Origin of the sequence: Actinophytocola algeriensis (assembly GCF_014203735.1) — a bacterium.
GTDB lineage: Bacteria > Actinomycetota > Actinomycetes > Mycobacteriales > Pseudonocardiaceae > Actinophytocola > Actinophytocola algeriensis.
This window is the reverse complement of sequence record NZ_JACHJQ010000002.1, coordinates 54,629-80,598: the sequence shown is the minus strand read 5'-3', so window position 1 is coordinate 80,598 and position 25,970 is coordinate 54,629. Positions and strand designations below refer to the sequence as shown.

General features: G+C 71.7%; 18 protein-coding genes. 4 read left to right on the top strand and 14 right to left on the bottom strand.

Going from position 1 to position 25,970, the window contains the following annotated elements:
- Positions 1-54: 54 nt before the first annotated feature.
- From FHR82_RS06620 to FHR82_RS06605, 4 genes are all read right to left on the bottom strand, one after another.
- Complete coding sequence (locus tag FHR82_RS06620) at positions 55-4,329, bottom strand: S8 family serine peptidase (RefSeq protein WP_184809414.1); 4,275 nt, start codon at positions 4,327-4,329, stop codon at positions 55-57.
- Positions 4,330-4,437: 108 nt separating this feature from the next.
- Positions 4,438-5,184: a TerC family protein gene (locus tag FHR82_RS06615; RefSeq protein ID WP_184809413.1), complete on the bottom strand. Its 747-nt coding sequence runs from the start codon at positions 5,182-5,184 to the stop codon at positions 4,438-4,440.
- A gap of 53 nt (positions 5,185-5,237) precedes the next feature.
- Complete coding sequence (locus tag FHR82_RS06610) at positions 5,238-5,981, bottom strand: class I SAM-dependent methyltransferase (protein ID WP_184809412.1); 744 nt, start codon at positions 5,979-5,981, stop codon at positions 5,238-5,240.
- Between the two features lie 512 nt (positions 5,982-6,493).
- Entirely contained in the window at positions 6,494-7,690 is a 1,197-nt protein-coding gene (locus FHR82_RS06605) for a serpin family protein (protein WP_184809411.1), read from the bottom strand.
- A 111-nt stretch (positions 7,691-7,801) separates the two neighbouring features.
- Here FHR82_RS06605 and FHR82_RS06600 point away from each other — a divergent pair, with 111 nt between their 5' ends.
- Positions 7,802-8,764, top strand: coding sequence for a TIGR03885 family FMN-dependent LLM class oxidoreductase (locus FHR82_RS06600; RefSeq protein WP_184809410.1), 963 nt, complete (start codon positions 7,802-7,804; stop codon positions 8,762-8,764).
- Complete coding sequence (locus FHR82_RS06595) at positions 8,761-10,371, top strand: alpha-amylase family protein (protein ID WP_184809409.1); 1,611 nt, start codon at positions 8,761-8,763, stop codon at positions 10,369-10,371. Before FHR82_RS06600 ends, FHR82_RS06595 begins: the two co-directional genes overlap by 4 nt.
- Before the next feature lie 150 nt (positions 10,372-10,521).
- Here the strand turns inward: FHR82_RS06595 and FHR82_RS06590 are convergent, their stop codons facing one another.
- Together FHR82_RS06590 and FHR82_RS06585 are read right to left on the bottom strand one after the other, a co-directional pair.
- Positions 10,522-11,025: a DUF6292 family protein gene (locus FHR82_RS06590; RefSeq protein WP_311770922.1), complete on the bottom strand. Its 504-nt coding sequence runs from the start codon at positions 11,023-11,025 to the stop codon at positions 10,522-10,524.
- Positions 11,026-11,114: 89 nt separating this feature from the next.
- Positions 11,115-12,776 (bottom strand): family 43 glycosylhydrolase, encoded by a 1,662-nt coding sequence (locus FHR82_RS06585; protein ID WP_184809408.1) that lies wholly within the window; start codon positions 12,774-12,776, stop codon positions 11,115-11,117.
- A gap of 175 nt (positions 12,777-12,951) precedes the next feature.
- Here FHR82_RS06585 and FHR82_RS06580 point away from each other — a divergent pair, with 175 nt between their 5' ends.
- On the top strand, positions 12,952-15,960 hold the full coding sequence (locus tag FHR82_RS06580; protein WP_184809407.1) for a 3-keto-alpha-glucoside-1,2-lyase-like domain-containing protein: 3,009 nt from the start codon (positions 12,952-12,954) through the stop codon (positions 15,958-15,960).
- 52 nt (positions 15,961-16,012) lie between these two features.
- Here the strand turns inward: FHR82_RS06580 and FHR82_RS06575 are convergent, their stop codons facing one another.
- The 3 genes from FHR82_RS06575 to FHR82_RS06565 are packed head-to-tail and all read right to left on the bottom strand — an operon-like array spanning position 16,013 to position 19,018.
- Positions 16,013-16,498 (bottom strand): MarR family winged helix-turn-helix transcriptional regulator, encoded by a 486-nt coding sequence (locus tag FHR82_RS06575; protein WP_184809406.1) that lies wholly within the window; start codon positions 16,496-16,498, stop codon positions 16,013-16,015.
- A 28-nt stretch (positions 16,499-16,526) separates the two neighbouring features.
- Entirely contained in the window at positions 16,527-18,551 is a 2,025-nt protein-coding gene (locus FHR82_RS06570; RefSeq protein WP_184809405.1) for a xanthine dehydrogenase family protein molybdopterin-binding subunit, read from the bottom strand.
- Complete coding sequence (locus tag FHR82_RS06565; protein WP_184809404.1) at positions 18,548-19,018, bottom strand: (2Fe-2S)-binding protein; 471 nt, start codon at positions 19,016-19,018, stop codon at positions 18,548-18,550. The genes FHR82_RS06570 and FHR82_RS06565 overlap by 4 nt, the downstream gene beginning before the upstream one ends.
- Before the next feature lie 57 nt (positions 19,019-19,075).
- Here FHR82_RS06565 and FHR82_RS06560 point away from each other — a divergent pair, with 57 nt between their 5' ends.
- Positions 19,076-20,095: a hypothetical protein gene (locus tag FHR82_RS06560; RefSeq protein ID WP_221463531.1), complete on the top strand. Its 1,020-nt coding sequence runs from the start codon at positions 19,076-19,078 to the stop codon at positions 20,093-20,095.
- Here FHR82_RS06560 and FHR82_RS06555 read toward each other — a convergent pair.
- Genes FHR82_RS06555 through FHR82_RS06535 form a run of 5 tightly spaced genes read right to left on the bottom strand, consistent with a single transcriptional unit; the run spans position 20,082 to position 25,969 of the window.
- Positions 20,082-20,750 carry a pyridoxamine 5'-phosphate oxidase family protein gene (locus tag FHR82_RS06555; RefSeq protein ID WP_311770921.1) on the bottom strand — a complete coding sequence of 223 codons (669 nt, stop codon included), beginning with the start codon at positions 20,748-20,750 and terminating at the stop codon, positions 20,082-20,084. The two genes, FHR82_RS06560 and FHR82_RS06555, sit on opposite strands and share 14 nt — an antisense overlap.
- Positions 20,747-22,732: an FAD-dependent oxidoreductase gene (locus tag FHR82_RS06550; RefSeq protein ID WP_184809403.1), complete on the bottom strand. Its 1,986-nt coding sequence runs from the start codon at positions 22,730-22,732 to the stop codon at positions 20,747-20,749. The genes FHR82_RS06555 and FHR82_RS06550 overlap by 4 nt, the downstream gene beginning before the upstream one ends.
- Positions 22,729-24,312, bottom strand: a complete 1,584-nt coding sequence (locus FHR82_RS06545) for a methionine--tRNA ligase (protein ID WP_184809402.1) — start codon at positions 24,310-24,312, stop codon at positions 22,729-22,731. Before FHR82_RS06545 ends, FHR82_RS06550 begins: the two co-directional genes overlap by 4 nt.
- Positions 24,309-24,683, bottom strand: a complete 375-nt coding sequence (locus FHR82_RS06540; RefSeq protein ID WP_184809401.1) for a cupin domain-containing protein — start codon at positions 24,681-24,683, stop codon at positions 24,309-24,311. Before FHR82_RS06540 ends, FHR82_RS06545 begins: the two co-directional genes overlap by 4 nt.
- Positions 24,680-25,969: an APC family permease gene (locus FHR82_RS06535; protein WP_184809400.1), complete on the bottom strand. Its 1,290-nt coding sequence runs from the start codon at positions 25,967-25,969 to the stop codon at positions 24,680-24,682. The genes FHR82_RS06540 and FHR82_RS06535 overlap by 4 nt, the downstream gene beginning before the upstream one ends.
- Position 25,970 lies beyond the last annotated feature (1 nt).

Here is a 25,970-nt window from a genome sequence, read left to right as displayed (position 1 = left end):
CACTGGGCTGAGTCCGGTCCCGCGGCGACCGGCGCCGCGGGACCGGACCGTGCCCTACCGGACGCCTACCGGTTCGGCCACCAGCAGTTCGTCGGCGTTGGTGACGGAGACACCGGTGCCGGAGAACGTGTCGGTGACCGTGTACGTGCCTGCCGTGCGCAGCAGCAACGACATCCGCCAGGTCTGCTCGGACCCGGCGGCGACCGCCGCGTCGGCGACGACGGTGCCGGTGAGTGCGCCGCCGTCACGGGTGAGCGTCACCCGCTGCCACGTGCTCCCGACCCGCAGGCGCAGCACCACGTCCTTCGGTGCCAGTGTGTGGCCGGCGGCGATCCGCACCGTCCACGCCATCGGCCCGGAGTCGGCGGTGCCGCTGTTGACCGCGCGGACGTCGTACTGGGTGTGCGTACCCGGCACGAACGAGCCACGCGTGTCCGTCACGGCCACCTCGGCGACCGGCTCCGACCCGACCCGCAGCGACGCCTCGCCGGTGAGGTCACCGGAGTAGCCGCCGGTGTCCACGTCCAGCGCCAGCCGGTACGCCCCGTCCGGGGTGCCCGGCGCGAGCGTGAACGTGAACGGCCGCGCGTCCCAGTCGACCGCGCCCGCGCGCACCGGGGTGCCGTCGGGTGCGAACAACCGCAGGACCGGCTTGAGCTCGTTCGGCACCGCGGCCCGCACCAGGCCCTCGACGTCCTCGAGCGCCGCCCGTTCCGGCAGCGTCAGGAACGGCCGCACGTCCGAGGCCATGATCGTCGCGAACGGCACGCCGTGCGCGTCGGTCACCGACCAGTCCACGGTGGCCTGGCCGTCCGCGCCGGCGACGACGTCACCGACGGAGACCTGCGCGGGGCCGCCGAAGGAGAACGACACGTCGTACGGGTCGACCCAGTCGAGCCCGCCGACCACGGTGCTCGGCAGGAACCAGTCCTGCTCGAGGTGCGCCACCGAGTGCACGGTGACCGCCTCGTACCGGTCCAGCGTCGCCACCAGGGTGCCCGGTTCGTAGCGGTACCCGTGCGGCGCGGTGCCTTCCGGCCGCAGGAACACCGATCCGGTGTGCCGTGCGTCGGCGGCGTCCAGTGCGATGTTCGCGCGCACCGCGAAGTTCTCGCCGACCGACGCCCGTGCGCCGGACGCGAGCACCCGTGGTGCGAACGAGACCGTGTCGTCGTCGATCACGGTGATCTCGCGGTGCAGCAGGTAGGCGTCGCCGCCACCCTCGGGGGTCGGCCTGCGCACCACGACGGTGTACCGGCCGACCGGGTCCGGGATCTCGAACGACAGCCTGCCCGCCGCGTCGGTCGTCCCGAGCGGACGGACCGCGCCACCGGCGATCAGCTCGACCGTGGCCCCGCCGAGCCCGCCGACCGCGGCGGCCCCCGGTGCGTCCACTGTGGACGCGACGAGGTCGACGCGGGGTGCGCGCACCCGGAACGAGCCGGTCAGGTACTCGACCCGGACCGCGAACGTGCCGAGCCTGTCGGGGTCGACGGTCCACGTGACCGTCTTCGACTGCCCGGCCGACAGCTGCACCGGGGTGGTCGCCTCGACCGCGCCGCCGACCTCCAGCTCGGCGTTGTACGTGCCCGCGGTCTTGCCGACGTTCTTGACCTGCGCGGTCACCGTGACGTTCTCACTCGCCTTCACGACGCCGGGCGACACCCGCAGATCGGACAGCGCGTAGTACGCCTGGTTCGGATCCGGCGCGGGGGAGGCCCACGTGACCGAGTTCAGGAACAGGTCCGTCGCTTCGGGTGTCCAGTCCGCCGGGCCGCGGGTCGCCGACACGCCGTGCAGCGACAGCAGCACGTGCCGGTTGTTCGCCCGCTGGTCGACGCCGATGCCGCCGCCCAGCACACCGTCCGCGGTGCGGCCGAAGCCCGCGATGGTCTGCCTGCCCTCACCTTCGTAGCCGGTGAACCAGGCCGCCCACTTCGGGTTGGAGCTGACGTCGATCGGGATCCGGTCACCGACCGCGTAGCCCGCGAGCAGCGGGTGTTCCGCGGTGACCTCGTAGAACGACTCGGCGGAGCCGCTGCCGCCGGTGTTGGACCCGGTCGAGACCGGCTGTCCGGTGTGGCGGGACAGCTGCCGGATGCCGTTGCCGGTGGTGTAGGCGTGGTCGGTGAAGATCACGCCCGCGCCGCTGGCGTCGGTGGCGTCCAGGAAGGCCTCGAACCGCTGTTGGTTGTAGTTCGACAACGTGCCGTAGCCGAGCACCACCGTGGCGTGCCGCGCGGCCTGGTCGAGCTGGTCCCAGCCGTAGATCGCGGTGTCGATGCCACGCGGGGCGAACACGACGTCCCGGTACTCCGCGGCGCGGGTCGCGGAACTGTCCACGATGGCCACCGACCGCGGCGGCACGCCGAACGTGAAGTCCGCCGTGGTCGCCTGGCCCGCGGTGACCGTCACCTCGGTCTGGGCGGGTGCCCGGAACACCGGGTGCGTGGCCGCGACCCGGTAGGTGCCCGCCGGGATCCCGGCGATCGTGTAGCCGCCGTCGGTGCCGGTGGTAGCCGACAGGTCCGTCGGCACGCCGAGCACCTTCACCGTGGCACCGGGCAGCCCGGCGCCGGACGCGTCCAGCACCGCCTTGCCGGTGACCTGCCCGCTCGGGAGCGCGGTGAGCGCGACGTCCACCGTGGCGAAGGAGTCCGCCGCGACCGTGGTGTCCACTGTGGCGGAGTCGTAGCCGAACGCCTCGGTGGTGATGGTGTAGTCACCCGGCTCGAGCCGGGTGGTGAACCTGCCGTCCGCGCCGGTGGTCACCCTGCGGCCGCCCGGTTCGATCGTGGCGGTCGCGCCGGAGACGGGCGCGCCCGTCGCGGCGTCGGTGACCGTGCCCTCCACACCGGAGTCCAGCGCGACGAACCGCGCCGCCTCGTAGGCGTTGATCCGGCCCCGGCCGAACCGGGTGTCGGGCGGGGCGGTGGCGTACCGGTCGTCCCAGAACGCCGTGTCCGCGAGGACGTCCAGCACCTCGGTCACCGGCAGGTCACCGGCCGCCGACAGCATCAGCGCGACGGTGCCCGCGGTGTGCGGGGTGGCCATCGAGGTGCCGGACAGGGTCCGGTAGCCGCCGCCGGGCGAGGCCGAGTACACGTCGACGCCGGGTGCGGAGATGTCGGGCTTGACCCAGCTCTCCGGCCAGTCGGCGGGCGGGTCGGCCCACTGGTTCTTGCGGACGACACCGCCGCAGGAGAACGACGCGACGTTGTCGGAGCCGTCGGTGGCGCCGACGGCGACTGACTCGAACACGTTGCCGGGGCTGGCCGTGCCGATCGAGCCGCAGTTGTTGCCGATGGCGAAGGCGGGGAACGAGCCGAGCGCGCGGATCGCCCGCGTCGGCTGGATCATCTCCTGGTGGAAACCGTTGCCGCCCAGGGACATGCTCACGATGTCCGCGGGACGCCCGGCCGGTGCGCCGGTCGCGTCGGTCGGCGCGACGGCCCACTGCATGCCCGCGGCGACCTGGGCGAACGAGCCACCGCCGCCGGGGATCACGAGACCGTGCATCATCTCGGCGCCAGGTGCGACACCGATCGCGGTGCCGGAGGTCGCGCCGCCGTGGATGGTGCCTGCCACGTGGGTGCCGTGGTAGGCGGAGTCGTGCGGCGCGGAGGTGACGAGACCGCCGGACGCGTTGAACTCCATCCAGCCACCGGGGTGGTCGGGGTCGGCCGGGTTGTCGGTGACCATCTTGCCCGCGAGGTCGGGGTGCGTGATGTCCACGCCGGTGTCGAGGGTGGCGATGCGGACGCCGCTGCCGTCGACGCCGAGTTCCTGCCAGGCCCGGGCGGCCTCGATCTTCTGCAGGCCCCAGGTGAGTTCGGCGGCCGGGGTGACGTCCGCGGTGCTCGGGGCCGGTTCGGGAGCGGTGAGCTCGAAGTTCGGGATGAGGCGCGCGATGCCGGGAACGGCCGCGAGCGAGGTCAGCGTGTCGGTGTCGGCGGGGAACTCGACCAGCAGCATGTTGGTGAGCCAGAAGCGGTTCACCACGGTGGCGGTCTCACCGATGGCGGCGGTGACATCGGCCTGTGTCTCGGCGGCGTGGTCGCGCAGGGTCGTGAGGACCTCGTCGCGGTCGCCGGACAGCTCGGCGTTGGGGAGCATCACGAGCGCCTGTACGGGCTCGCCTGCTGACGCGGCCCGGACCTCGGCGACCAGTTCAGGTGCGACCTGGGCGGGCGTGCTCTCGGACGGTGGGTGGAACGGGCTGAGTGCGGCGAACAGGCCGACCGCGGTGGCGACGGCCAGCCACGGTCTCGCCTGGCCTCTCAGCCGGTCTCTGCGCCGGTCTCTCCGACGGAGGGGGAAGTGGGGCATGTACGCCTCCTCGAGTGCGAGATTTTCGCTACTACGAGAATGGTTGAAAATGACCCACGGTCAATGCGCCGCATGGGTACAGCCCCAGGGCCGAATGCCGCGTCCCGATCAGTCCTTTTTGACGTAGGTGGGGTGCAGGTGGACCGGTTCCTTGGCCCGCTTGGCCTTGGCGCGGAGGTTGAGGAACTCGACGAAGATCGAGAACGCGATGGGCCCGTAGACGTACCCCTTGGGAATGTGCTGGTCGAAGCCCTCTGCGATCAGGCTGCCGCCGATCAGCAGGAGGAACGACAGCGCGAGCATCTTCACCGTGGGGTGCCGGTTGACGAACTCGCTGATCGGCTTCGCCGAGACCAGCATGATCACCATCGCGACCACGACGGCGGCGATCATGATCGTGAGCTCCTCGACCATGCCGATCGCGGTGATCACCGAGTCCAGTGAGAACACGATGTCGAGCACGAGGATCTGCGCGATGACACCGGCGAACGAGGCGGCCTTGCGCTCGCTGCCGTGCTCGGCGCCCTCGAGTTGCTCGTGGATCTCGTAGGTCGCCTTGCCGAGCAGGAACAACCCGCCGAGCAGGAGGATCAGGTCGCGGCCGGAGATTTCCTGGCCGAACATCGAGAACAGCGGCGCGGTCAGCCCGATCACCCACGACAGCGACGCGAGCAGCGCCAGCCGCGTGATCAGCGCCAGCGACAGGCCGACGACCCGCGCGCGCTGCTGCTGGTGCTCTGGCAGCCGCCCGGCGAGGATCGAGATGAACACGATGTTGTCGATGCCGAGTACGACTTCGAGCAGCAGCAGCGTGCCGAAGGCGACCCACAGTTCCGGACTTGTCAGCCAATCCACGCGATCACCCTATATGACCCAATTGGGACAAAGTGGCCGGTTCGGTGAACTCGCTACGGGCGTGTGCCGCAGACCGCCCATGCGCGGGCGGTGAGCTGGATGTCGCGCTCGGGAACGCGGGCGCGGAGCAGGTCCCGGATCCGGTCCCGGACCTCTCGGGGCTGCGCGGCGAGGTAGGCGGGTGCCGCGCCCTGACCGCCGAGGAACGGTCGCCAGTAGTCATCGAAGTCGGTGAACGTGGTCGGGATCTCGATACCGTCGACGACCACGTCGGTCAGACCAGCCGCCCGCCAGAGCGCGGCGAGCGGCTCTGGCGCGCACAGCGGGAAGCGGGGGCCTTCGTCGGGTGCGTCCGGGTCGGCCTCCCGTGCCGCGTCCCAGAACAGGCGCATCATCGCCATGCCGTCGGCGTAGTCCCAGACGTAGGCGGCCACGGTCGCCCCTGGCACGGTGACCCGGGTCTGCTCGGCGAGCGCCAGGGCGGGGTCGGGCACGAAGTTCAGCGCCAGCCCGGAGACCACGACGTCGAACCGCCCGCCCGCGAACGGCAGGGCCCGCGCGTCGCCGACGACCACGTCCCGCAGTCCCGCGACGAACCCCCGGGACGGGTCGACACCGGTGACCGTCGCGCCCGCGGCCGCTGCGGCCGCGGTGAGCGCGCCGGTGCCGCAGCCGACGTCGAGCCACCGCGACCCGGCGGGCACACCGAGCCACGGCACGAACCGCTCGGCCACCCGCCTGCTCCACCGCCCGACGTAGGCCTCGTACTCGTCGCCGGCCGCCCACACGTCCCGCATGGGTTCAAACTAGTGCTGTTTACGTTGGCCGGGGTTGGTTCGTCTTCTGGTGGTCGTGGTCGGGGGTCTTTCTCCACGGTGTGGTTTGTCCTCACCGGACGTTCTGCCTGACGCGGGGTGTCCTCGCCGGACGGGCCTCCTCGCCGGAGGGGCAGGTCGACGGGATGGCAGGCAGCCTCGGGGGTGGTGTGGGCTCGCGCCCCCGGGCGCCTGCCCACCCTCGCGACGTCCTTTGTGCTGTGAAAGGCGCTTTCACGGCGTTGGCCATGCCGTGAAAGGCGCTTTCAGGGCACTCAACGCCCTCAACGCGCCTTTCACAGCACCGGCGATGCCCCGAACGCGCCTTTCACGGCAAACCAGCTCACCCGGCATGCCCGATCACCGTCGGCGCGGCATCACCGCCTCCCGCACCGGCGCCTCCGCCCGAAGCCGCTGGTACAGCGTGTACGGGTCCTCCGCCCTGGCACGGACGGCCTCTGGGCCGTCGGTGTCGCTGAGGTTTCAGACCGCGTTCAGGCGGTCGGGTCGGCGATCCGGCCGAGGAACAGGGGTGCTCCGGTCGCGGTGTCGGTGATGACGAACAGGAACGGGCGGTCGACGGTGACGGTGTGCACGACCGGCGCCGAGACGGCGTGCGCGTCGACGCCCGTGGCGGCCGCCGCCTCGGTGCCCTTCTCGTCGATCCGCACGAACGTCTTGTGCTGCACGGAGTCGATGCGGAGCTGGGCGTCGTCGGTGATGCCGCCGAAGTCGGCCGCGTCGGAGAACGCCAGCGGCATGCCCGCCGCCGTCAGCGTCTCGGTGAGGTCCATGGCCGACCGGGTCGTGAACCGGGGCAGGGCGAGTGCCACCGGCGCGGGCCGCACCTCGCCGAGGATGGCGTCGATGCCCTTGCCGCGCAACGCGTCGACCGTTCCGGGCACGATCACCGTGAACGCCATCCCGCCGCCCTTGTACGGCAGCGTCACCACCTGGTAGCCCGGCCCCTCCGCGTACCCGAGGTCCACCTCGTCCGCCGGGTCGTTGTGCATCATCGGCACCGTGACCGTCGTGCCGTCGGCGCGGGTGAAGGGCTGGTCCGTGGTCCCCTCGGCGGGGAACTCCCGAGCCCAGCCCGCTTTCAGGTACAGCGCGTTGGTCAGCACGAGCCTGCTGTCCTCGGTGATCGCGTTGTCCGGGAACAGGTCGGTGATCTTGCCCGCGGTCTGGTCGGCGACCGTCCGGTTGATCTCGCGGCGGGCCTCGCCGGGGTCGGCGCGGAAGTCCGCCGTGCGCATCGACGTGCCGAACCGGTCGCGCAGCGTGTCGCGGTAACCGGGCTTGAGCTCGAGTCCCTGTTGCGCCCACGCCGTGTTGGACACCTTCAGGTCCGTCTGGTCGAAGGCGGGCAGCTGAGCCCTGGCGCCGTCCGGCAGGTGCAGGACCTTCGCCATCTGTGCGGCGGTCTCACCCGCCGCGCCCGCGCCGATCATCTGCAGCGCGAGGGAGGCGCTCACCGGCGACACCACCAGGTTCGGCCGGTCCGCCAGGGTCGGCGCGGTGAGCAGGTCGAGCCCGAACGCGTCGATGGCCGACACCTGCGCGGCCGTGTCGGCGGGCACCGTCCTGGCGACCGGCACCGGCGGTGGTGGCGGCCCGGCGGCCTCCGGTTCCGCGCCGCACGCCGTGAGCAGGAGGACCAGTCCGAGTGCCGCCAGCCGTCTCGTCATGCCGGACAGACGGTACCGCTCACCGGTTCGGTTGCCCGGTGCCGAGGTTTGGTCCGGCCCGACGGGGGAATGCTCGGAACCGACCCCCGGTTGGCGAGCGAAGGACCCGTGATGCCCGTAGTTGGTTGGCACGCCTCGCACGAACAGATCTCCCCGAGCAGGTTGCTCGCGGACGCCCAGCACGCGCAGGACGTGGGGTTCGACGCCGTCTGGTCCTCTGACCACTTCTCGCCGTGGAGCGTGCGGCAGGGCGAGTCGGGGTTCGCGTTCTCCTGGCTCGGCGCGGCGATGGCGAAGACGACGGTCCCGTTCGGCGTCGTCAACGCGCCCGGCCAGCGCTACCACCCGGCGATCGTCGCGCAGGCCATGGCGACGCTCGCCGAGATGTTCCCCGGCAGGCTGTCCGTCGCGCTCGGCACGGGAGAGTTCTCCAACGAGCACATCACCGGCGAGCGGTGGCCGGACAAGGCGGCACGCAACACCCGTCTGCTGGAGTGCGTCGAGGTGATCCGCGCGCTGCTCGCGGGGGACGAGGTCACCCACCACGGCCAGGTGCACGTCGACCGGGCGCGCCTGTGGACGCTGCCGGACCGGCCACCGCGACTGCTCGCGACCGCGGTCAGCGCGGCCACCGCGGGCTGGGCGGGGGAGTGGGCGGAAGGCCTGATCACCATCTGGCAGCCGGAGGAGGCGTTGCGCAGGGTGATCGACGCGTTCCGGGAGAACGGCGGCGACGGCAAACCGCTGGCCCTGCAGGTGCACGTCAGCTGGGCGCCGGACGAGACCGAGGCGCTGCGGATCGCGCACGAACAGTGGCGCACCAACGTGTTCGAGGCACCGCTGTGCTGGGACATCGCCACCCCGGAGGAGTTCGACCTGGCCGCGAAGCACGTGCGGCCGGAGGACATGCACGGCGGCGTGCTGATCTCGAACGATCCCAAGCGGTTCGGCGAATGGCTCCACGACATCGCCGACCTCGGCTTCGACGAGATCTACCTGCACCACGTCGGGCAGGAACAGCGGGCCTTCCTTGACTGCTTCGGCGAGCACGTCCTCCCGGGGGTGCGCGCATGACCGGCAAGCGGACCGCCACCAGCGACCTGTGGTGGAAGAACGCCGTCATCTACTGCCTCGACGTGCAGACGTTCCTCGACACCGACGGCGACGGCTGCGGCGACCTCATCGGCCTCACCGAGCGCATCGACTACCTGGCGGGCCTCGGCGTCACGTGCCTGTGGCTGATGCCGTGCTTCCCGTCGCCGGAACGCGACGACGGGTACGACATCAGCGACTTCTACGCGGTGGACGAAAAACTCGGCAACCTGGGCGACTTCGCGGAGCTGGTGCGCACGGCCCACGACCGGGGCATCCGGGTGATCGTGGACCTGGTGGTCAACCACACCTCGCACCGGCACAAGTGGTTCCAGTCCGCCCGCAAGGGCCGCGACGCCGCGTTCCACGACTACTACGTCTGGGCGGACGAGAAGCCAGAGGACGAGGAGCAGCTCGTGTTCCCCGGTGAGGAGAAGTCGAACTGGGCGTGGGACGAGGACGCCGGGCGCTGGTACTTCCACCGCTTCTACGCCGAGCAGCCGGATCTCAACACGGCCAATCCGGCCGTGCGGGACGAGATCGCGAAGATCGGCGGGTTCTGGCTGGCGCTCGGGGTGACGGGGTACCGCGTCGACGCCGTGCCGTTCCTGCTGGAGGAGGTCAGCGGTCCGGAAGGAGAGCACAAGGACCCGCACTCACTGGTGCGGGAGCTGAGCGCGTACCTGACCCGCAGGCGGGGCGACGCGGTGTTGCTGGGGGAGGTCAACCTGCCCTATGACAAGGCGGTCGAGTTCTTCGGCACCGCGGGCGACGAGCTCAACATGATGTTCAACTTCCCCGTCAACCAGGCCATGTACCTGTCGCTGGCGCGGCAGGACACCGCACCGCTCGCCGCCGCCCTGTCATCGATGCCGGAGATTCCCACCGAGTGCCAGTGGGCGAACTTCGTGCGCAACCACGACGAGTTGACCCTCGACCAGCTGTCCGATGACGAGCGCGCGGAGGTGTTCGAGGCGTTCGGCCCGGAGGAGTCGATGCAGGTCTACGGCAGGGGACTGCGGCGGCGCCTGCCGTCGATGCTCTCGCACGACGAGGACCGGATCCGGTTGGTGTACTCGTTGATGTTCTCCTTGCCGGGGACGCCGACGCTCTTCTACGGCGAGGAGATCGGCATGTCGGAGAATCTCGACATCGAGGGCAGGCTGAGTGGCCGCTCGCCGATGCAGTGGTCGTCGGAACCGCATGCCGGGTTCTCTCCGGCTCCCGACGGGGCCCAGTTGTGCCGCCCCTTGCCGGCGGACCACTCGGCGAACGTGGCCGACCAGCGGCGGGACCCGCATTCGTTGCTGAACTGGATGGAACGCCTGATCCGGCAACGCAGGGAGTGCCCGGAGTTCGGATGGGGTGAACTGTCGGTGTTGCATGCCGAAGGCCCGCTGCTGGCACACCGCTGCGACTGGGACGGCACTTCCGTCCTGGCCGTGCACAACCTGGGCGACAAGAACGCCACCCTGACGTTGAAGGTGGACTGCGAGAAGCTGGTGGACCTGCTGGGCACCGACGACCGCGATCCCAACAAGAAGCTGACGCTGAAACCCTTCGAGTACCGCTGGTTCCGCGTCCACTGACCACAGCCGACGACCACGAGCCCGGTGTGGCGCACCCCCGCACAGCCTGCGGGGGTGCGGTCGTGGGTGGACCAGTGCGTGGCCGCCTCGCGGTGCATCGACGTGGACTGCGAACCACCTCGAGGAACACTGACCAGCGAACCCCGGACGTCAGGCGATGGCGAGGGTCTCGCCGTCGGAGCCGGGCGTGCGGGAGCCGACGGGCAGGGAGAGCGCGTCGCCGATGTAGGCGGACAGCCGGTGCCGCAACGTGTCGGCACCCGTGAGGACGGGACGTTCGCCGAGGACGGTGTCGTCCTCGCCGAGGAAGAGGTCCCGTGCCCACTCCGCCACGGTTTCCGGCGGTGGTAACAGATCCCGGCCCAGGGCGGCCACGACCGGCAGCTCCTCGCCGCTCTGGGTCTCGACCGCGGCCGACCAGCCGTGGTCTTCGTCCCACAGCAGGGCCACGTCGTGGTCGGGGAAGCGGCGCAGCCGTTCGTCGAGCGGGATGTAGGCGGACGCGGGCCCGTCGACCTGGACGTACGAGGATTCCCCGCGCAGTCCCAGCGCGCGGCAGACCGACCGGACGTAGCCGTGCAGTCCGAGCAGGACGGTGTCGTCGAAGTCGAAGTGCATCATGTCGCCGCCGTTCTCCGGTCCTGGTCTGGGCACCGCGCCGACTGCTTGACGCAGCGATCAGGTACCCGGAGCGGCCGGCCCGTAAACGCGTGACCCGGTGATCAGCGGGTGTGGCGCGCACCTCACCCGCTGATCACCGGGACCGTGACGGCCACCGGTGACCTGTGGTGCCCCCGGAGGTTGGCGACGTCCCGGTACGAACCGTCGGCGCGCTGGCGCTGGTAGGTGATCGTCAGCCGGGCCACGCCGGGGCGCGAGGTCGTGACCGTCACCTGGTTCCCCGTCACCGCCACGGTTCCCGCGTCCGCTGGCCACAACGTGGCACGCACCCGGTTCAGCGGGTTCGCCAGGTCGAACTCCGCGCCGGGGGCGCTCCGCACGTGCGCGGTCGTGGTGACCGGCTCGCCGGGCGAGGTCCGCAGCACGCGGTCGTCCGTGCTCGGCCTGAGCGGGCCGACCCCGGACGGCAGCGGCTCGTCCGATGTGGACGCGTGGATCGCCAGGCGCCCACGACCGATGTCCATGGCGGAGGTGTAGAGCGCCCGCGCCGAGGTGGTGGACGGGCGGCCGTGGTGCACGTAGTACAGCCCGGTGCCGTCCGGTGAGCCGATGACGCTCCCGTGGCCGGTCGAGTACAGGCTCTGCGCGGGGTCCTGCGACAGGACCGGGTTCGCGGGGTCCTTGCGCCACGGGCCCAGCGGGCTGCGCGACGTCGCGTAGCCGACGCCGTAGTACTCGTTCTCGAAGTTGTTCGCCGAGTAGGTCAGGTAGTAGAGCGGCTTGCCCTGCGCGTCGACGGTCCGCAGCGTCGTGGAGCCCTCGGCCCAGCGGCGGTCCTTCTTCGCGCCACCGCTGTTCGCGTAGTCGTCGACGTGCGCGTTCTCCCACTCCTGCTTGTCGGACCCGTAGTCGAGGATCGGGACGAAGCCGTCCTTGCGGGTGCCCGCGGGGTCGTCCGGCGCGAGGTTCGCGTCGCGGTAGGCGGGTGCGATCGCCGGCATGGTGCGGCCCGCCGGGTCGTGCCACCAGTCGCCGGTCAGCTCGACGGCGTAGATGTTGGACTCCTCGATGTACTTGCCGAGGTCGGCGTCCCACACCCAGTTCCGGTAGGCGTTGCGGGAGTAGTACAGGTAGATCCGGCCGTCGGCGTCGAAGAACACGTTGGGGTCGATGAACGGGAGGTAGGTGCCGAGCGGCGCCGTCTGCCCCTCCGCCAGCGTCGCGGGCGGCTTCTTCTGCGTGGCGTCCATGATCAGGTTGACGTCGTGGTACGCCGGGTCGTAGGGGAAGTAGTCGATCGGCGCCTCGGCGATGTCGCGGAACGGGCCTGCCGGGGAGCGCGACACCGCGACGCCGACCTTGCTCGCCTCCTCGAAGTCCGGGTACCGGAAGTGCTCGGCGACGCCGCGGTTCATCCGCCCGGCGTAGAAGAAGAAGTACAGCCCGGTCTCCGGGTTGTGGTAGGTCTCCGGCGCCCAGAACCAGTCGTGCGCCCAGTCGCCGTCCTGCCCGGCCCGCAGCGCGCCGCCGGGCAGGTGCTCCCACGTCGCGAGGTCGGGGGAGCGGTAGATCCCGAAGTGGTACCCGGGGTCGGCGCCCTCGGTGGAGTACGCGTAGTAGTACCCGCTCGCCTCGTCGAAGAGCACGAACGGATCGGCGCCGGGCGTCGAGGCGTCGTTGTGGTAGGTCGCGTCGGTCGTCCGGCCGGGGTGTGCGGCGGCCGGGACGGGGACGAACGCGAGCAGCAGGGCGGCTACGGAAACGAGCAGGGCGTTCCTTCGCATGTCCCCATCTTGCCGTTGACAGTCAAGTAGTTGCGCTCCGTAGTTCTTTCGTCAAGTTGAAACGAAAGAATGTTGAGAGTCTGCAAAAGAGGCTTCCACTTTTGCAGATTTGACGGAAAGATCCTCGATGGTCACACGACCGGGTCCGGCTCGGGTGGATCTTCAAGGAGGAAGAATGCTCTTACCATCGCGGCGTCGCCGCAAGAGAGGCCTGGCCGGTCTTCTCTGCGTCAGCGTCCTCGGGTCGCTCGCGGCGCTGACGGCGCCTGCCGCCGCGGCCCAGCCCGCGGAGCTACCGCCCCAGGAGCCCGGCGTCACGCTGCGCACGTACGACGTGCAGGTGCCGTTGAGCGAGATCTGCACCCTGAAGCCCGGCCAGACCCCCAACGTCGACAAGCTGATGCCGACGATCGACTGGACCACCGGCGCCGACTTCGGGTTCGAGAGCAACTTCGTCACCCACGCGCTGGGCAACATCGAGATCGCCGAGGCCGGCGACTACACGTTCCGCCTGACGAGCGACGACGGTTCGCGCCTGTACATCGACGACCAGCTCGTCGTCGACCACGACGGCCTCCACGGCGAGGAACCCAAGGACGGCTCGGTGTCGCTCACCGCGGGCCACCACTCGCTGCGCGTCGAGTACTTCGAGGCGGGCGGCGAGCAGGTGCTCCGGCTGGCCTGGCAGCCGCCGGGAGCCGCCGACTTCGCCGTCGTGCCCGGCTCCGTCCTGTCCACCGACGCCGACGTGGTGCGCGTGACCGCGCCAGGGCGCAAGGAGTGCGAGGGCTCGTACGACACCCCGGGGGACGGCCTTCCGCTGAACTCGGTGAACCCGAACTACACGCTGACCGACCTGCGCCCCGAGGGGTTCGAGCCGCAGGTGTCCGCGATGGACTGGACCCGCGACGGCAGGCTGGTCATCGCCACGTGGGGCGGCAGCCTCAACACCCTCGGCGAGGTCTACATCCTCGACGGCGTCACCGGGCAGACCGACCCGTCGAAGGTCACCTACAAGAAGGTCGCGAGCGGGCTCCGCGAGCCGATGGGGCTCAAGGTCGTCGACGGGATGATCTACGTCTCGCAGAAGCACGAGCTGACGGAGCTGCGCGACACCAACGGCGACGACGTCATCGACCAGCAGCGGACCGTCGCCACCTGGCCGTTCGGGGAGAACTTCCACGAGTTCGCGTTCGGCCTGCTGTACAAGGACGGCAACTTCTACCTGAACCTGTCGGTCGCGATCAACTACGGCGGCGCGACGACCGACCCGCAGCCGGCGAACAACCGCGGTACCAGCATCGTGGTGAACCGGAAGACCGGGAAGGTCACCTACGTGGCTGGTGGTCTGCGCACCCCGCACGGCATCGGCTGGGGGCCGCACAACGAGGTCTTCGTGACCGACAACCAGGGCGGCTGGCTGCCCGCGTCGAAGCTGGTGCACGTCAAGCAGAACCGCTTCTTCAACCACTACACCAACCCCGACGGCCCGTTCGACGCGAACCCGGTCACCAAGCCGGTGTTGTGGTTGCCGCAGAACGAGATCGCGAACTCGCCGAGCACGCCGGTGACGCTGAAGTCCGGCCCGTTCGCCGGCCAGCTGGTGATCGCGGACGTCACGTACGGCGGTCTCCAGCGCGCGTACCTCGAGAATGTCAACGGCGAGTACCAGGGTGCGGTGTTCCGGCACACGCAGGGCCTGGAGTCCGGCCTGACCGAGACCACGATCGGCCCCGACGGCGCGTTCTACGTCGCCGGGCTCGGCGCGGGCGGCAACTGGGGCCAGGAGGGCAAGCTGTCCTACGGTCTGCAGAAGCTGACCCCCAACGGCACCAACACGTTCGACATGAAGTCGATGAGCGCCACCCGGGACGGCTTCAAGATCACCTACACGCAGCCGCTGTCGGCCGACACGGTCGCGAAGATCGCCGAGGACGCCGGGGCGGCCTACCAGGTGCGGCAGTGGCGCTACGCGGCGACCGAGCAGTACGGCGGCCCGAAGGTCGACGAGGAGACGCTGACCGTCACGTCGGCACAGGTGTCACGCGACAAGAAGACCGTGACCGTGAAGGTGGCGGGCCTCAAGGGTGACCGGGTCGTGCACCTGCGCTCGCCGCGCCCGTTCGCCGCGGTGAGCGGTGAGGAGCTGTGGAGCACGGAGGCGTGGTACACGCTCAACGCGATTCCGGGACGCCATGAGAAGCAGGTGTTCTACGAGGCGGAGGAGGGTTACCGCGAGGGTGGTGCCGGGGTCAACATCGACCACCGCGGCTACTCCGGCATCGGCTTCACCGACCGTTTCGGCAACCTGGGCGCGTCCACGACGATGCATGTCACGGTCGATGACCAGGACGAGTACGAGGTCGGGTTGCGCTACTCCAACGGCCCGAACCCGTTCTCCGGCGACAAGTCCGTGAGCCTGTACGTCAACGGCAAGAAGGTGAGGCAGACCGTCCTGCCCACGACCGTCACGTGGGAGGACTGGGCCACCAAGACGGAAACGGTGTCGCTCCGCCGCGGCCTGAACACGGTCCAGTACAAGGTGGACGACGGCGACACCGGCCACGTCAACCTGGACCTGATCTCGGTCCGCGAACCGGGTGAGCGCATCAGGCTCTTCGACGGGAAGAACACCGACGAGTGGCGCCACACCGACGGCCGCCTGGCGAGCTGGCCGCTGGTCGGCGACGGTGCGATGCAGGTCAATGGCGGCGACCTGCGCACGAAGCAGGCGTTCGGTGACTTCCGGTTGCACGTGGAGTTCAAGGTGCCGCAGCTGCCGCCGGACGTGACCGGCCAGGACCGCGGCAACAGCGGGGTCTACCTGCAGGAGCGCTACGAACTGCAGATCCTCGACTCCTACGGCGACACCACCCTGGCCGACAACGAAGCGGGTGCCATCTACACGAAGAAGGCCCCGGACGTGAACGCGGCCAGGCCGCCGGAAACGTGGCAGAACTACGACATCTGGTTCCGCGCCGCCCGCTATGACGCGGCGGGGGCCAAGGTCGAGGACGCCAGGGTGACGGTGGTGTGGAACGGGAAGGTCGTGCACCGGGACTTCGCCATCCCGGGCGTGACGGGCGGCAGCATCGCCGAGGGCCCGTCCACGGGTGCGATCCGCCTGCAGGACCACGGAAACGCCGTGCAGTTCAGGAACATCTGGATCGAACCGCTCAAGTGACGGGGTGCGGGGCCCGGCGCAGGCCGGGCCCCGCTTCGTCAGGCGGGCGCGCTCATCGTGCTCCGTCCGGACTGTCCTGGTCGGCGGCCACCGCGATCAGGTTGATCAGCTGGCGGCGGAAGTGGTCGTAGTCCTCCACCGCGCCGAGCAGCTGTTCCGACTTCCGTTCCTCCAGGCGGGCCTCGGCCAGTGCGCCGGTGCCCGCCGGGGTGATCGCGACCAGGGTGCGCCTGCGGTCGCGGTCGTCCGGGGTGCGTTCGACGTGGCCGGTGCGGGCCAGGCGTTCGATGGTGCGGCTCATCGTCTGGTCGGTCACCCGGCACAGGTGCGCCAGCTGCCGCTGCGCGAGCGGGCCCGCGGCGAGGTGGTGCAGTGCGATGAGCCCCGCGTGGCTGAGGTCGCGCTCGGTGAGGAACCGGTCGAACCGGCCCTCGACGACCCGGGCGGCCACCGACAGCAGCCGCCCGGTCGGCCACGAGTCCACATCGGAGCGCACCTGGTCCGCGCTCCGGGCGACCTCGTGTTCGTCTCCCAACATGGGCTCATCGTCCCAGGTGGAGTACCGGTCAGCCGACCGGCGCCCCGTACGGCATGCCGGTGACCGGGTCGCCACCCTCCGCCAGCGCCGACGCGATGGCCGCCGCCGCGGGTGGGTAGGCCAGCTCGCCCAGCCCGCCGATCGGCGCCGTCGACGGCACGAGCCGCACGTCGATGTCGGGGCAGTCGCCGATGCGGGCCCACGGGTAGTCGCGGAACGACGACTGCACGACGGCCCCGTCGCGGACGGTGATCTGCGCACCCAGCACAGTGGACAGCGCGTCCAGCACCCCGCCTTCGACCTGCGCGACCACACCGGACGGGTGCACGGCCACCCCCACGTCGACCGCCGCGTGCACCCGGACCACCCGGCGCGTGCCGGGGTCCGCGTCGGCGATCACCGCGATCGCCGACCCGTAGTCGAGGTGGCACGCCACCCCGCGGGACGAGGAACCCGCACGGCCCGCCCGTTCGGCCGCCACGTCGAGCACCCGCCGCAGGCGCGAGTCCTCGGGGAGCAGCCGCCGCCGCACGTCCACCTGGTCGTGCCCGCCGCGCCGGGCCACCTCGCCGAGGAAGCACTCCTCCGCGTACCCGAACTGCCCGGCGTACACCGCGCGCCAGAACCCGGTCCGCAGGGGAGCGGGCCGCAGCGTGACCGACACGTCGCCGGGCACCGCGTACGGGAAGTGGTTGCCGGACAGGCGCACGATCGCCGGGTTGTCGAAGGCGGGGTTGACGGTCAACGGCCACGTCGCCACCTGGTGGGACCGGCCCACCGGGAGCCCGTCCGCGTCGAGCGTCGCGCTGAGCCGGTGCACCGACATCGGCCGGTACGAGTCGTGGCGGGTGTCGTCGTCGCGGGTCCACCGCACGGTCACCGGCCTGCCCGCCGCCCGCGCGCACGCCACGGCCTCCAGCACGGGATCGGTCTCGATGCGACGGCCGAACGCCCCGCCTGCGAGGGTCGCCGTCACCCGCACCGCGCTCTCCGGCAGGCCCAGCTGCCGGGCCACCTGCGTGCGCACCCGGCCGGGGTCCTGTGTGGGCGCCCACACCTCGGCACCGGTCGCGGTGACGTGCGCGGTCGCGTTCATCGGCTCCATCGGCGCGTGCGCCAGCAGTGGCAGCCGATACACGCGCCGGACGTCCGCGGCAGGCGCGGCGGGCAGCGCGGACTCCAGCCCGGCGAGCCACTCCCGGCTGTCCGCGGCCGGGGTGCCACCCGTCCAGCCGACCCGCAGCGCGTCCCGGCCACGCAGTGCCGCCGCCGTCGACGACGCGATGACCGCGACCCCGCCCTGGCCCGCGGCGGGCGGGTCGAGGCGCACCACCGCGACCACCCCGGGCACGGCCAGCGCGGCGGCGTCGGCCGCGGACGAGACGAGCGCGCCGAGCCACGGCGGCCGGGCCACCACCGCCACGAGGCTGCCGGACGGCGGGGCGTCGATGCCGTACCTGGCGCGGCCGGTGACGATGTCGCGTGCGTCGGCCCGGCCCGCCCGCGTGCGCCCGATGAGCCGCCAGCGCTCCGGTGGCGTCAGCGTGACCGGCACGGTCGCCGGGTCCAGCGCGGCGGCCTCGGACACGAGCACGCGGTACGGCAACGCCTTGCGGCGCGGGTGTTCGACGCGTCCGGCACGCGCCACGCACTCCTCGGGCGGCACTCCCCAGCGCGCCGCCGCCGCGGCGACCAGCAGGCACCGCGCCGTCGCCGCCGCGGTGCGCAGCGGCTCCGCGAGCTGCCGCGAGGACGACGAGTTCGCCACGGCCTGCGACCCGTACGTCGCGGTGTCGCCGGGCGCCTGTTCCAGCGCCACGTCGGCGACCTCGACGGCCAGCTCCTCGGCCACCAGCACGGCGGCCATCGTGCGCACGCCCTGACCGGCGTCGGGTTTGGGGACGGTGGCGACGACCCGGCCCCGCCGGTCGACGCGCACGAACACCGTCGGCGCCAGTGCGCCCGCCGCCGAGGTGGCGCCCGAGGTACCGGGCACGGACACCGACACGACCAGCACGCCCGCGGTGCCGAGGAACGCCCGTCGCGTGATCACCGCTCACCCCGTGCCAGCTCGGCGGCGCGCCGCACCGCGGCCCGGATCCGCGGGTAGGTGCCGCACCGGCACACGTTGTCCCGCAACGCCTCCTCGATCTGCGCGTCGTCCGGGTCGGGGTGCTCGGCGAGGAGGGCGACCGCCGACATGATCTGCCCCGGCTGGCAGTAGCCGCACTGCGCGACGTCCAGCTCCACCCAGGCCCGCTGCACGGCGTGGTCACCGCGCGGCGACAGCCCTTCGATCGTCGTGATCCGCGTGCGCTCGGACTCCTCGACCGTGCGCACGCACGGCCGCTCCGCCGCGCCGTCGACCAGCGACACGCACGCGCCGCAGGCGCCGACACCGCAGCCGTACTTCGTGCCGGTCAGCCCGAGCTCGTCCCGCAGCGCCCACAGCAACGGTGTGTCCCCGGGGACGTCCACCACCCGCTGTCTTCCGTTGACGTGCAACCGGTACCGGCCCATGACCGTCCCCTTCCGCCGTTTTGTTCAGCTTACTGACGGTTTGTCATAATGCTCAGCATGCTGAGCAAATTGTCGGTTCGCAGCGAGCGTGCGCTGGTGCTGGGCGTGGTCGCGGTGATGCTGCTGACCGGGGCCGTGTGGCTGCTCGGACAGCGGCTGCACGTCGTGCTCCTGCCGGACCAGGGCGCGGCCTGGTACTACTGGCAGCTCCCCGAGCCGACCGTGTGGACGCGGCTGTCGGCCTGGCTCGGCTACGCCGCGCACCAGGTCGTGTCGTGGGGCCTCATCCACTACGCGCAGACCCGCGTCCGCCGGTACACGCGCGGCCTCAAGCACGTGAACGTCCTGGCGCTGGCCGCGAACGCCGGCTTCATCGCGCTGCACGCGCTGCAGACGCACGTGTTCTACGACGGCCTCGCCCAGGACGTGTCGATCTTCAGCTCGCAGGGTTCGGTGGTGCTCCTGCTCGTCGTCGTCCTGCTGATGGAGAACCGCAGGCGCGGGCTGTTCGCGGGCCACCGGGCACCGATCCCCGCCACGGTCGGCGACATCGCCCGCCGCTACCACGGCTACCTGTTCAGCTGGGCGGTCATCTACACGTTCTGGTACCACCCGATGGAAGCCACCAGCGGCCACCTCATCGGCTTCTTCTACGTGTTCCTGCTGCTCCTGCAGAGCAGTCTGATGTTCACCACCGCCCACACGAACCGCTGGTGGACCGTCAGCCTCGAGCTGCTCGTCGCCGTGCACGGCACGCTCGTCGCGGTCATGAACTCGGGCCCGGGCGGGGCGTGGCCGATGTTCCTGTTCGGCTTCCTCACCGTCTTCGTGGTGACGCAGATGCACGGCCTCGGCCTGAGCGCCAGGACGCGGTGGGCGCTGTTCGGTGTGTTCGCCGCCGCGGTGGCGGTCGTCTACTCGTGGCGCGGCCTCGACCGGATCGACGAGGTCGTCCGCATCCCGCTGATCGAGTACCTGGTGCTCGCCGTCGTGGTGCTGCTGATCTGGCTCGGTGCCCTGGCGACCAGGAGGCCGCGCGGATCCACCCCGGCCCGCGAGCGGACTAGTCCTTCGTGACCATGGACCGGATGTGTTCCGGCACCGGCATTCCCGGGTCGGGCAGGGCGGGGTCGGGGACCGGTTCGCCGCGCACGGAGCGGACCGGCACGACCCCGGCCCAGCGGCCCTCTTCCGCGTCGGGGGAGTCGCCGTCGTCGGGTGGGCCGACGCGGACCTTCACCGACGCCTCCGCGAGCGACATGGCGAGCAGGGTGGTCGCCGCCAGCTCCTTGCGGGACGGCAGCCGCGCGTAGCCCCACTGTCCTTTCGCGACCTGCTCGCTCAGGCACCGCAGCCCGTCGAGCTTCTCGTCCGGGTCGGTGACCACCCGGGGCACGCCGAAGACCATGGCACTGCGGTAGTTGATGCCGTGCTCGAACACCGACCGCGCGAGGACGATCCCGTCGAGGTGGGACACGGTCACGCAGACCTCGGTGCCGGGCGAGTCCCGCAGGCTGGGGCTCGCGACCGAACCGTGGAAGTAGATGGTGTCCCCGGTGGCGCCGTAGATCGTCGGCACCACCATCGGGTGGCCGTCGAGGACCACGCCGAGGTGGCAGAGGAACCCCGCCGCCAGGATCTCGTCCAGCACCGCGCGGTCCGGTGTGCCGCGCTTGCGCATGCGGCCCAGCCGGGTGCGCCCGGTCGACGCGAGGTCGGGAAGAGCGGTCACGTCAACATCCCCCGGATCGTGGCCGCGACCCGTGCCGCGGTCGCGGGCGCGGCCTTCACGCCGCCGCCGGAGAATACCCCGGCCGCGACGACCGGCAGGTCGGCGCACACCGCGCCGTGCAGCGGGCCGCCGTCGCCGTACAGGTCGGCGCCGAACCGGCCGCCGAGGTAGTCCGCCGACGCGAGCCAGGGCCAGCGGGTGGCGGCACCGGAGCGGATGTAGTCCACCTGCTCGGTGGTGAGCGCGTCGCCGCCGCTGGCGGGTACGTCCCACTCGTCGACCGGGCGGCCGGTGAGGAACGAGTCACCGTCGAGGTTCGGGCGGCCCCACATCCCGGTGACCAGGTCGGAGACGGTCGGCAGGACCCGCCCGCCCCGGTCGAACCAGCCGTACCGGATGCGCTTGACCCTGGCCTGCGGCCCGATCGCCGCGCCGGCGCGGTCGCGGAGGTCGGGGATGCTCGACCCGGTGGCCACGACGACCGTCCTGGCGTCCACCGCGCCCCACCCGGTCTCGGCGACCACGCCTGCCGGGCCGGGCCGCACGCCGTGGACGCGGCCGTACCAGGCGAGCACACCGCGGCGCACCGCGTCGGCGCGGAACGCGTTGGCCGTGGCGATGGTGGTCGTGTAGCCGCCGCCCGGCTCCCACACCGCGGCCGCGACGTCGTCCACCGCGAAGTCCGGCCAGCGCCGCCTGATCTCCGCCGCGTCGATCAGGTGCGCCGCGACCCCGCCGTCCCGCAGGTGCGCCACCCCGCGTTCCGCCTCGGCGAGGTCGCCGGGACCCAGCAGCACCAGCGAACCCGTGCGGCGGAACCCGAACGGCCCGCTCTCCGGTCGCTGCCACAACAGGCGGAAGCTGCGGATCGTCAGCTCGCGCACCGCCTCGTCGGGTTCGTAGGCGCGGATGAGCCCACCGGAGTTGCGGGTGGCCGACGACGCGTCCGGGCCGAGCCCGATGAGCGCGACCCGGCGCCCCGGTTCGGCCAGGGCCGCCGCGGTGGCGCAGCCGACGATGCCGGTGCCGACGACGAGGGTGTCGAGCTCCGGTGTCCCGTTCGCCGGGGCACCGGCCAGCTCGTGCGCGCCGCGCAGGGCGTCGACGCCGACCAGCTCCCAGCCCCGCGCACCGGGTGCGGGCTCGCCGGTTTCGGTGAGGGGGACGCCGGAGTGGACGCACACGAGGTCCAGCAGGCCAGGGCCCGCCCGGTGGGGGTCGGCGATCAGCGCGCCGGTGAGCGCGGCGAACGCCTCCTCGACACATGCCACGGCACCGCCGGTCAGCCGCACGACGTGCGCGTCCGGGTCGTCGCCGAGCAACTCGGCGAACTCGGGTACCCCGCAGTCGTCCGGGAACAGCAGCCTGCCCGCGTAACCCGCGGCACGCAACGAGAGCCCGGTCTTGGCAGCGCCGTGGTGCGTGCCGCACACGACCACCGGCCCCGCGCAGTCCGCCGGGTCGGTGGTCGTGCTGACCGGCACCGCTCCTCCGGTCAGGCCCAGCAGTTCTGCCGACAGGTGGCTCCCGTTCGCGCTGCCGTCGTCGGTGACCCACAGCCGCGGCGCGCCCATCCGGTGCGCTTCCGCGGTCAGGGCGAGCAGCTGGCCGCGGTCCTCGGCGCACCAGCGCAGCGCGCCGCCCCGGCCGTCGGACAGCAGGCCCGTGCCGGTGGACAGCGGGAGCAGCAACGGGATCCCGGCCGCGCGGTAGATCGGCAGCGCCGCCGCCACGCCGAGGCTGTTGAAGTGCCCGATGACGGCCCGGTAGCCGCCGTCGGCCGCGATCCTGGCCGCCACCCGGCGCGCGACGTCGGCGTCGCCGACGTCGTCGACCGGCTCCCACACGAAGCCGGGGAGCCGGTAGCGCCGGATGGCGTGGAGCAACAGGTCGCCCCACGCCGACCGCGGCCCGCTGAACGGCCCCACCACGGCGATCCGGATGTCGGACCGCAACCCGATGGCGCCACCGGAAGGACTCATGCGCAGAACACCGGTCCGGTGACGGGGGCGAGCGGGGTGCCCGCCGCCGGGGCGACCGCCGAGGCCGCCGACACGGGCCTGCCGGCAGGCACCCCGAGCAGCGCGGCGAGCCGAGCGCTGCCGTCGGGCACCACCGGCGCCGCCCAGGCCGCGAGCGCCGACGCGACGGCGAGCTGCGCGACGAGCGCCGCGCGGTACGCGGGTGCCCCGTCCGGCCGGTCCTGTTCGTGGCCGTGCACGTGGCCGAAGTCGTCGCCGAGCGCCGCCACCTCGTCGAGCAACGCCACCGCCCGGCGGGTGTCGAACCCGGCGACGCCGTAGGCCTCACGCAGCTCGTCCGCGATCCGGGCGAGCCTGCCGTGCAGCAGGTCCCAGCCGGGGCCGGACGGGATCTCGATGGGCACGACCCCGCCGCACTCGGCCGCCACCTCGCCGGACAACCGCGAGAGCCACGCGTTCCAGCGGCCCAGCGCGGCACGGCTCGCGTCGAGGTCGGCCAGGCTGAAGCTGGTCTGCCTGCCGTTGGGACGGTCGGCGAGCACGTGGTAGCGCAACAGGTCCGCGCCGGTCTCGGCGAGCGCCTCGTGCGCCCAGATGGCGTGACGCCTGCTGGTGGAGAACTTCTGTCCGTCGAGCCGGTAGAACTCGTTGACCACGAACGCGGCCGGCAGCGGGATCGCCGGGTCGTACGCGGCGAACACGGCCGGGAACAGCACGGCGTGGAAGTAGCCGTTGTCGAACCCGAAGAACTGCACCGGACCGCTGTCGGGGGTGGCGCCGTCGGCGTCGTGCTCCAGCAGGTAGCCGGGCGCCATCTCGAGCCACACGTAGATCCGCTGGTCGGTGAAACCCCGCACCGGCACCGGCACGCCCCACTCGCCGGGGTGGCTGACCGCGATCTCCGGCAGGCCCTCGTCGAGCATGCGCTCGCACAGCACCCGCAGGTGCGGCGGCATGGTGACGTTGTCCCAGAACCAGATGAGCAGGTCCGCGAACGGTTCGAGCGGCAGGAAGAGCCGTTCGCAGTCCCGGAGCTCGGCCGGTTCGCCGCACAGCACGCAGTGCGGGTCGGTGAGGTCGCCGCACGTGTTGGGCCGCCCGCACGGCTCGCACGCGTTGCCGCCGGAACCCGCGCCGCAGTGCGGGCAGCCGCCGGAGACGTACGCCTCGTACAGCCACAGCTCGCAGCCGGTGCAGTAGGGGAGCGGCAGGGTGCGGGCCACCAGGTGACCGCCGTCGTGCAGGCGGGAGAAGAAGTCCTGCACGTACGCGGTGTAGCCGGTGTCCCGGCGCGGGTGCACCACCCGGTCGAAGTCCACCCCGGCCGCGGCCCAGGTATCCACGATGGACTGTCCATAGTGGTCGGCGACCTCGGTGCCCTTGCGGCCGCCGTCCTTGGCGCCGCGCACCGGCACGTAGGTCTGGTGGTCGTCGAGACCGGTCGTGTACCGGACCTCGACGCCGTCGGCGGCGAGGAACCGGCGCAGCACGTCACCGGCGATGTAGGGGCCCGCCATGTGCCCGACGTGCAGGTCGCCGTTGGGTGTCGGCGGGGTCGCGGTGATCCACGTCCGGCTCATGACTCCTCCGGTTCGTGCTGTGGTTCGTGCTGTGATTCGTGCAGAGGCCAGTACAGCGACACCCACACCAGCGGGGTGTCGCCCGGGTTGTGCACCACGTGCTCGTGGTTGCCGGGGAGCACGACCAGCTCACGCGGGCCGATGTCGGTGGTCTCCCCGGCGAGGTCGACCACGCCGGTGCCGGAGAGGACCAGCATCACCTCGTCCTGCGCGTGCAGGTCCGGGTCGGACTTCGCGCCCGCGTCGAGGAAGCACGCCATCACGCCCATCGGCGGCTCCGCGCCCTGCCCGGCCCAGGGGATCAGGCGCTGGCAGGCCATGCCGAACTCGGGTTCGGCCGCGGTCTCGTCGACCAGGAACTTCTGGATCATGATTTGTCTCCGATCGCCTGGTGGGGCACGGCTTCGTCCACCGCGGCCGACCGGCGCACGGCGACCAGCCACATGAGGACCACGAGCACCACGACCGCCGGCAGTGCCGAGGTGGTGCTCGGCAGGAAGCTGGCCACGAGCACGAGCGTCGCGATCGAGCTGACCCGCAGCGCGCGGGTCGGGCGGTCGCGCAACGCGGCCACCGCCACCGGCACGTACAGCACCAGGAACGTGGCGCTGGTGAACAACAGCATCGGGGTCTCGTCGAGACCGAACGCCGCCATCACCGCGACGACGGCCGTGTACCCGACGCCGAGGGTGAGCAACGCGCGGACGGGTGCGCCGCTGCCTTCCCGGGCGGTGGCGAGGGATTTCGGGAGCAGGCCGCGGCGGGAGGCCGACGCCAGCACCCGGGACGCGCCGAACACCCAGGCGTTGGTCGCGACGATCAGCACGGCCAGCGCCAGCAGGTCGGCCAGGATCATCGACACCCGGCCGAAGTCCTCACCCAGCAGCGCGGGCAGCACGATCGTCTCCTCGATGGCCGGCACCGTCAGGTAGGCCGCTGTGGTGACCAGGTAGACCAGGCCGACCACGGGCACGGCCACGGCGATGGCCGTGCGGAACGCCTTGCGCGGCTTGCGCACGTCGCCCGCCACCATCAGCACGTTCTCCCAGCCGAGGAACGCGAAGAACGCCACCACCGCGGCACCGCCCAGCGCGCTCCAGCCGTGCGGCGCGACCGGTGCCAGCCGCTGCGCCGACATCGACGGCACCGCGTAGGCGATCGCGGCGGCCAGGCAGGCGAGCAGCGCGTAGAACGCGATCCGCTGGATGCGGACCCCGGCCTTGACGCCCAGCAGGTTGAACGCCACCGACAGCAGCATGAAACCCGCGCCGAAGGGCAGTACCCAGCCCTCACCGACACCGAGCAGGTGCACCAGGTAGCGGCCCGACGTGACCCCCATGATCGGGTTGCCGATGACGTACACCGCCACCAGCGTCAGCAGCGCGGTGTCCCCGAAGCGGCGGCCGAGCGCGGTGCCGATCAGCGTGCACAGGCCGCCGGTGCCCGGCCGCAGTGTCGCCATGGCGGCGAACATGTGGGCCATGGCGAACGAGCCGACCGCGAGCACGCCCCACGCCAGCAGCGACGCCGGCCCGGCGAGCTGCGCGGTGATGCCGGGGATCACGAGGATGCCCGCGCCGATGAGGCTGGTCAGGTAGAGCACGATCAGGTCGCGGGTGCCCATCGAGGGCGCGGCCCGCACGGCGAGATCGGTCACG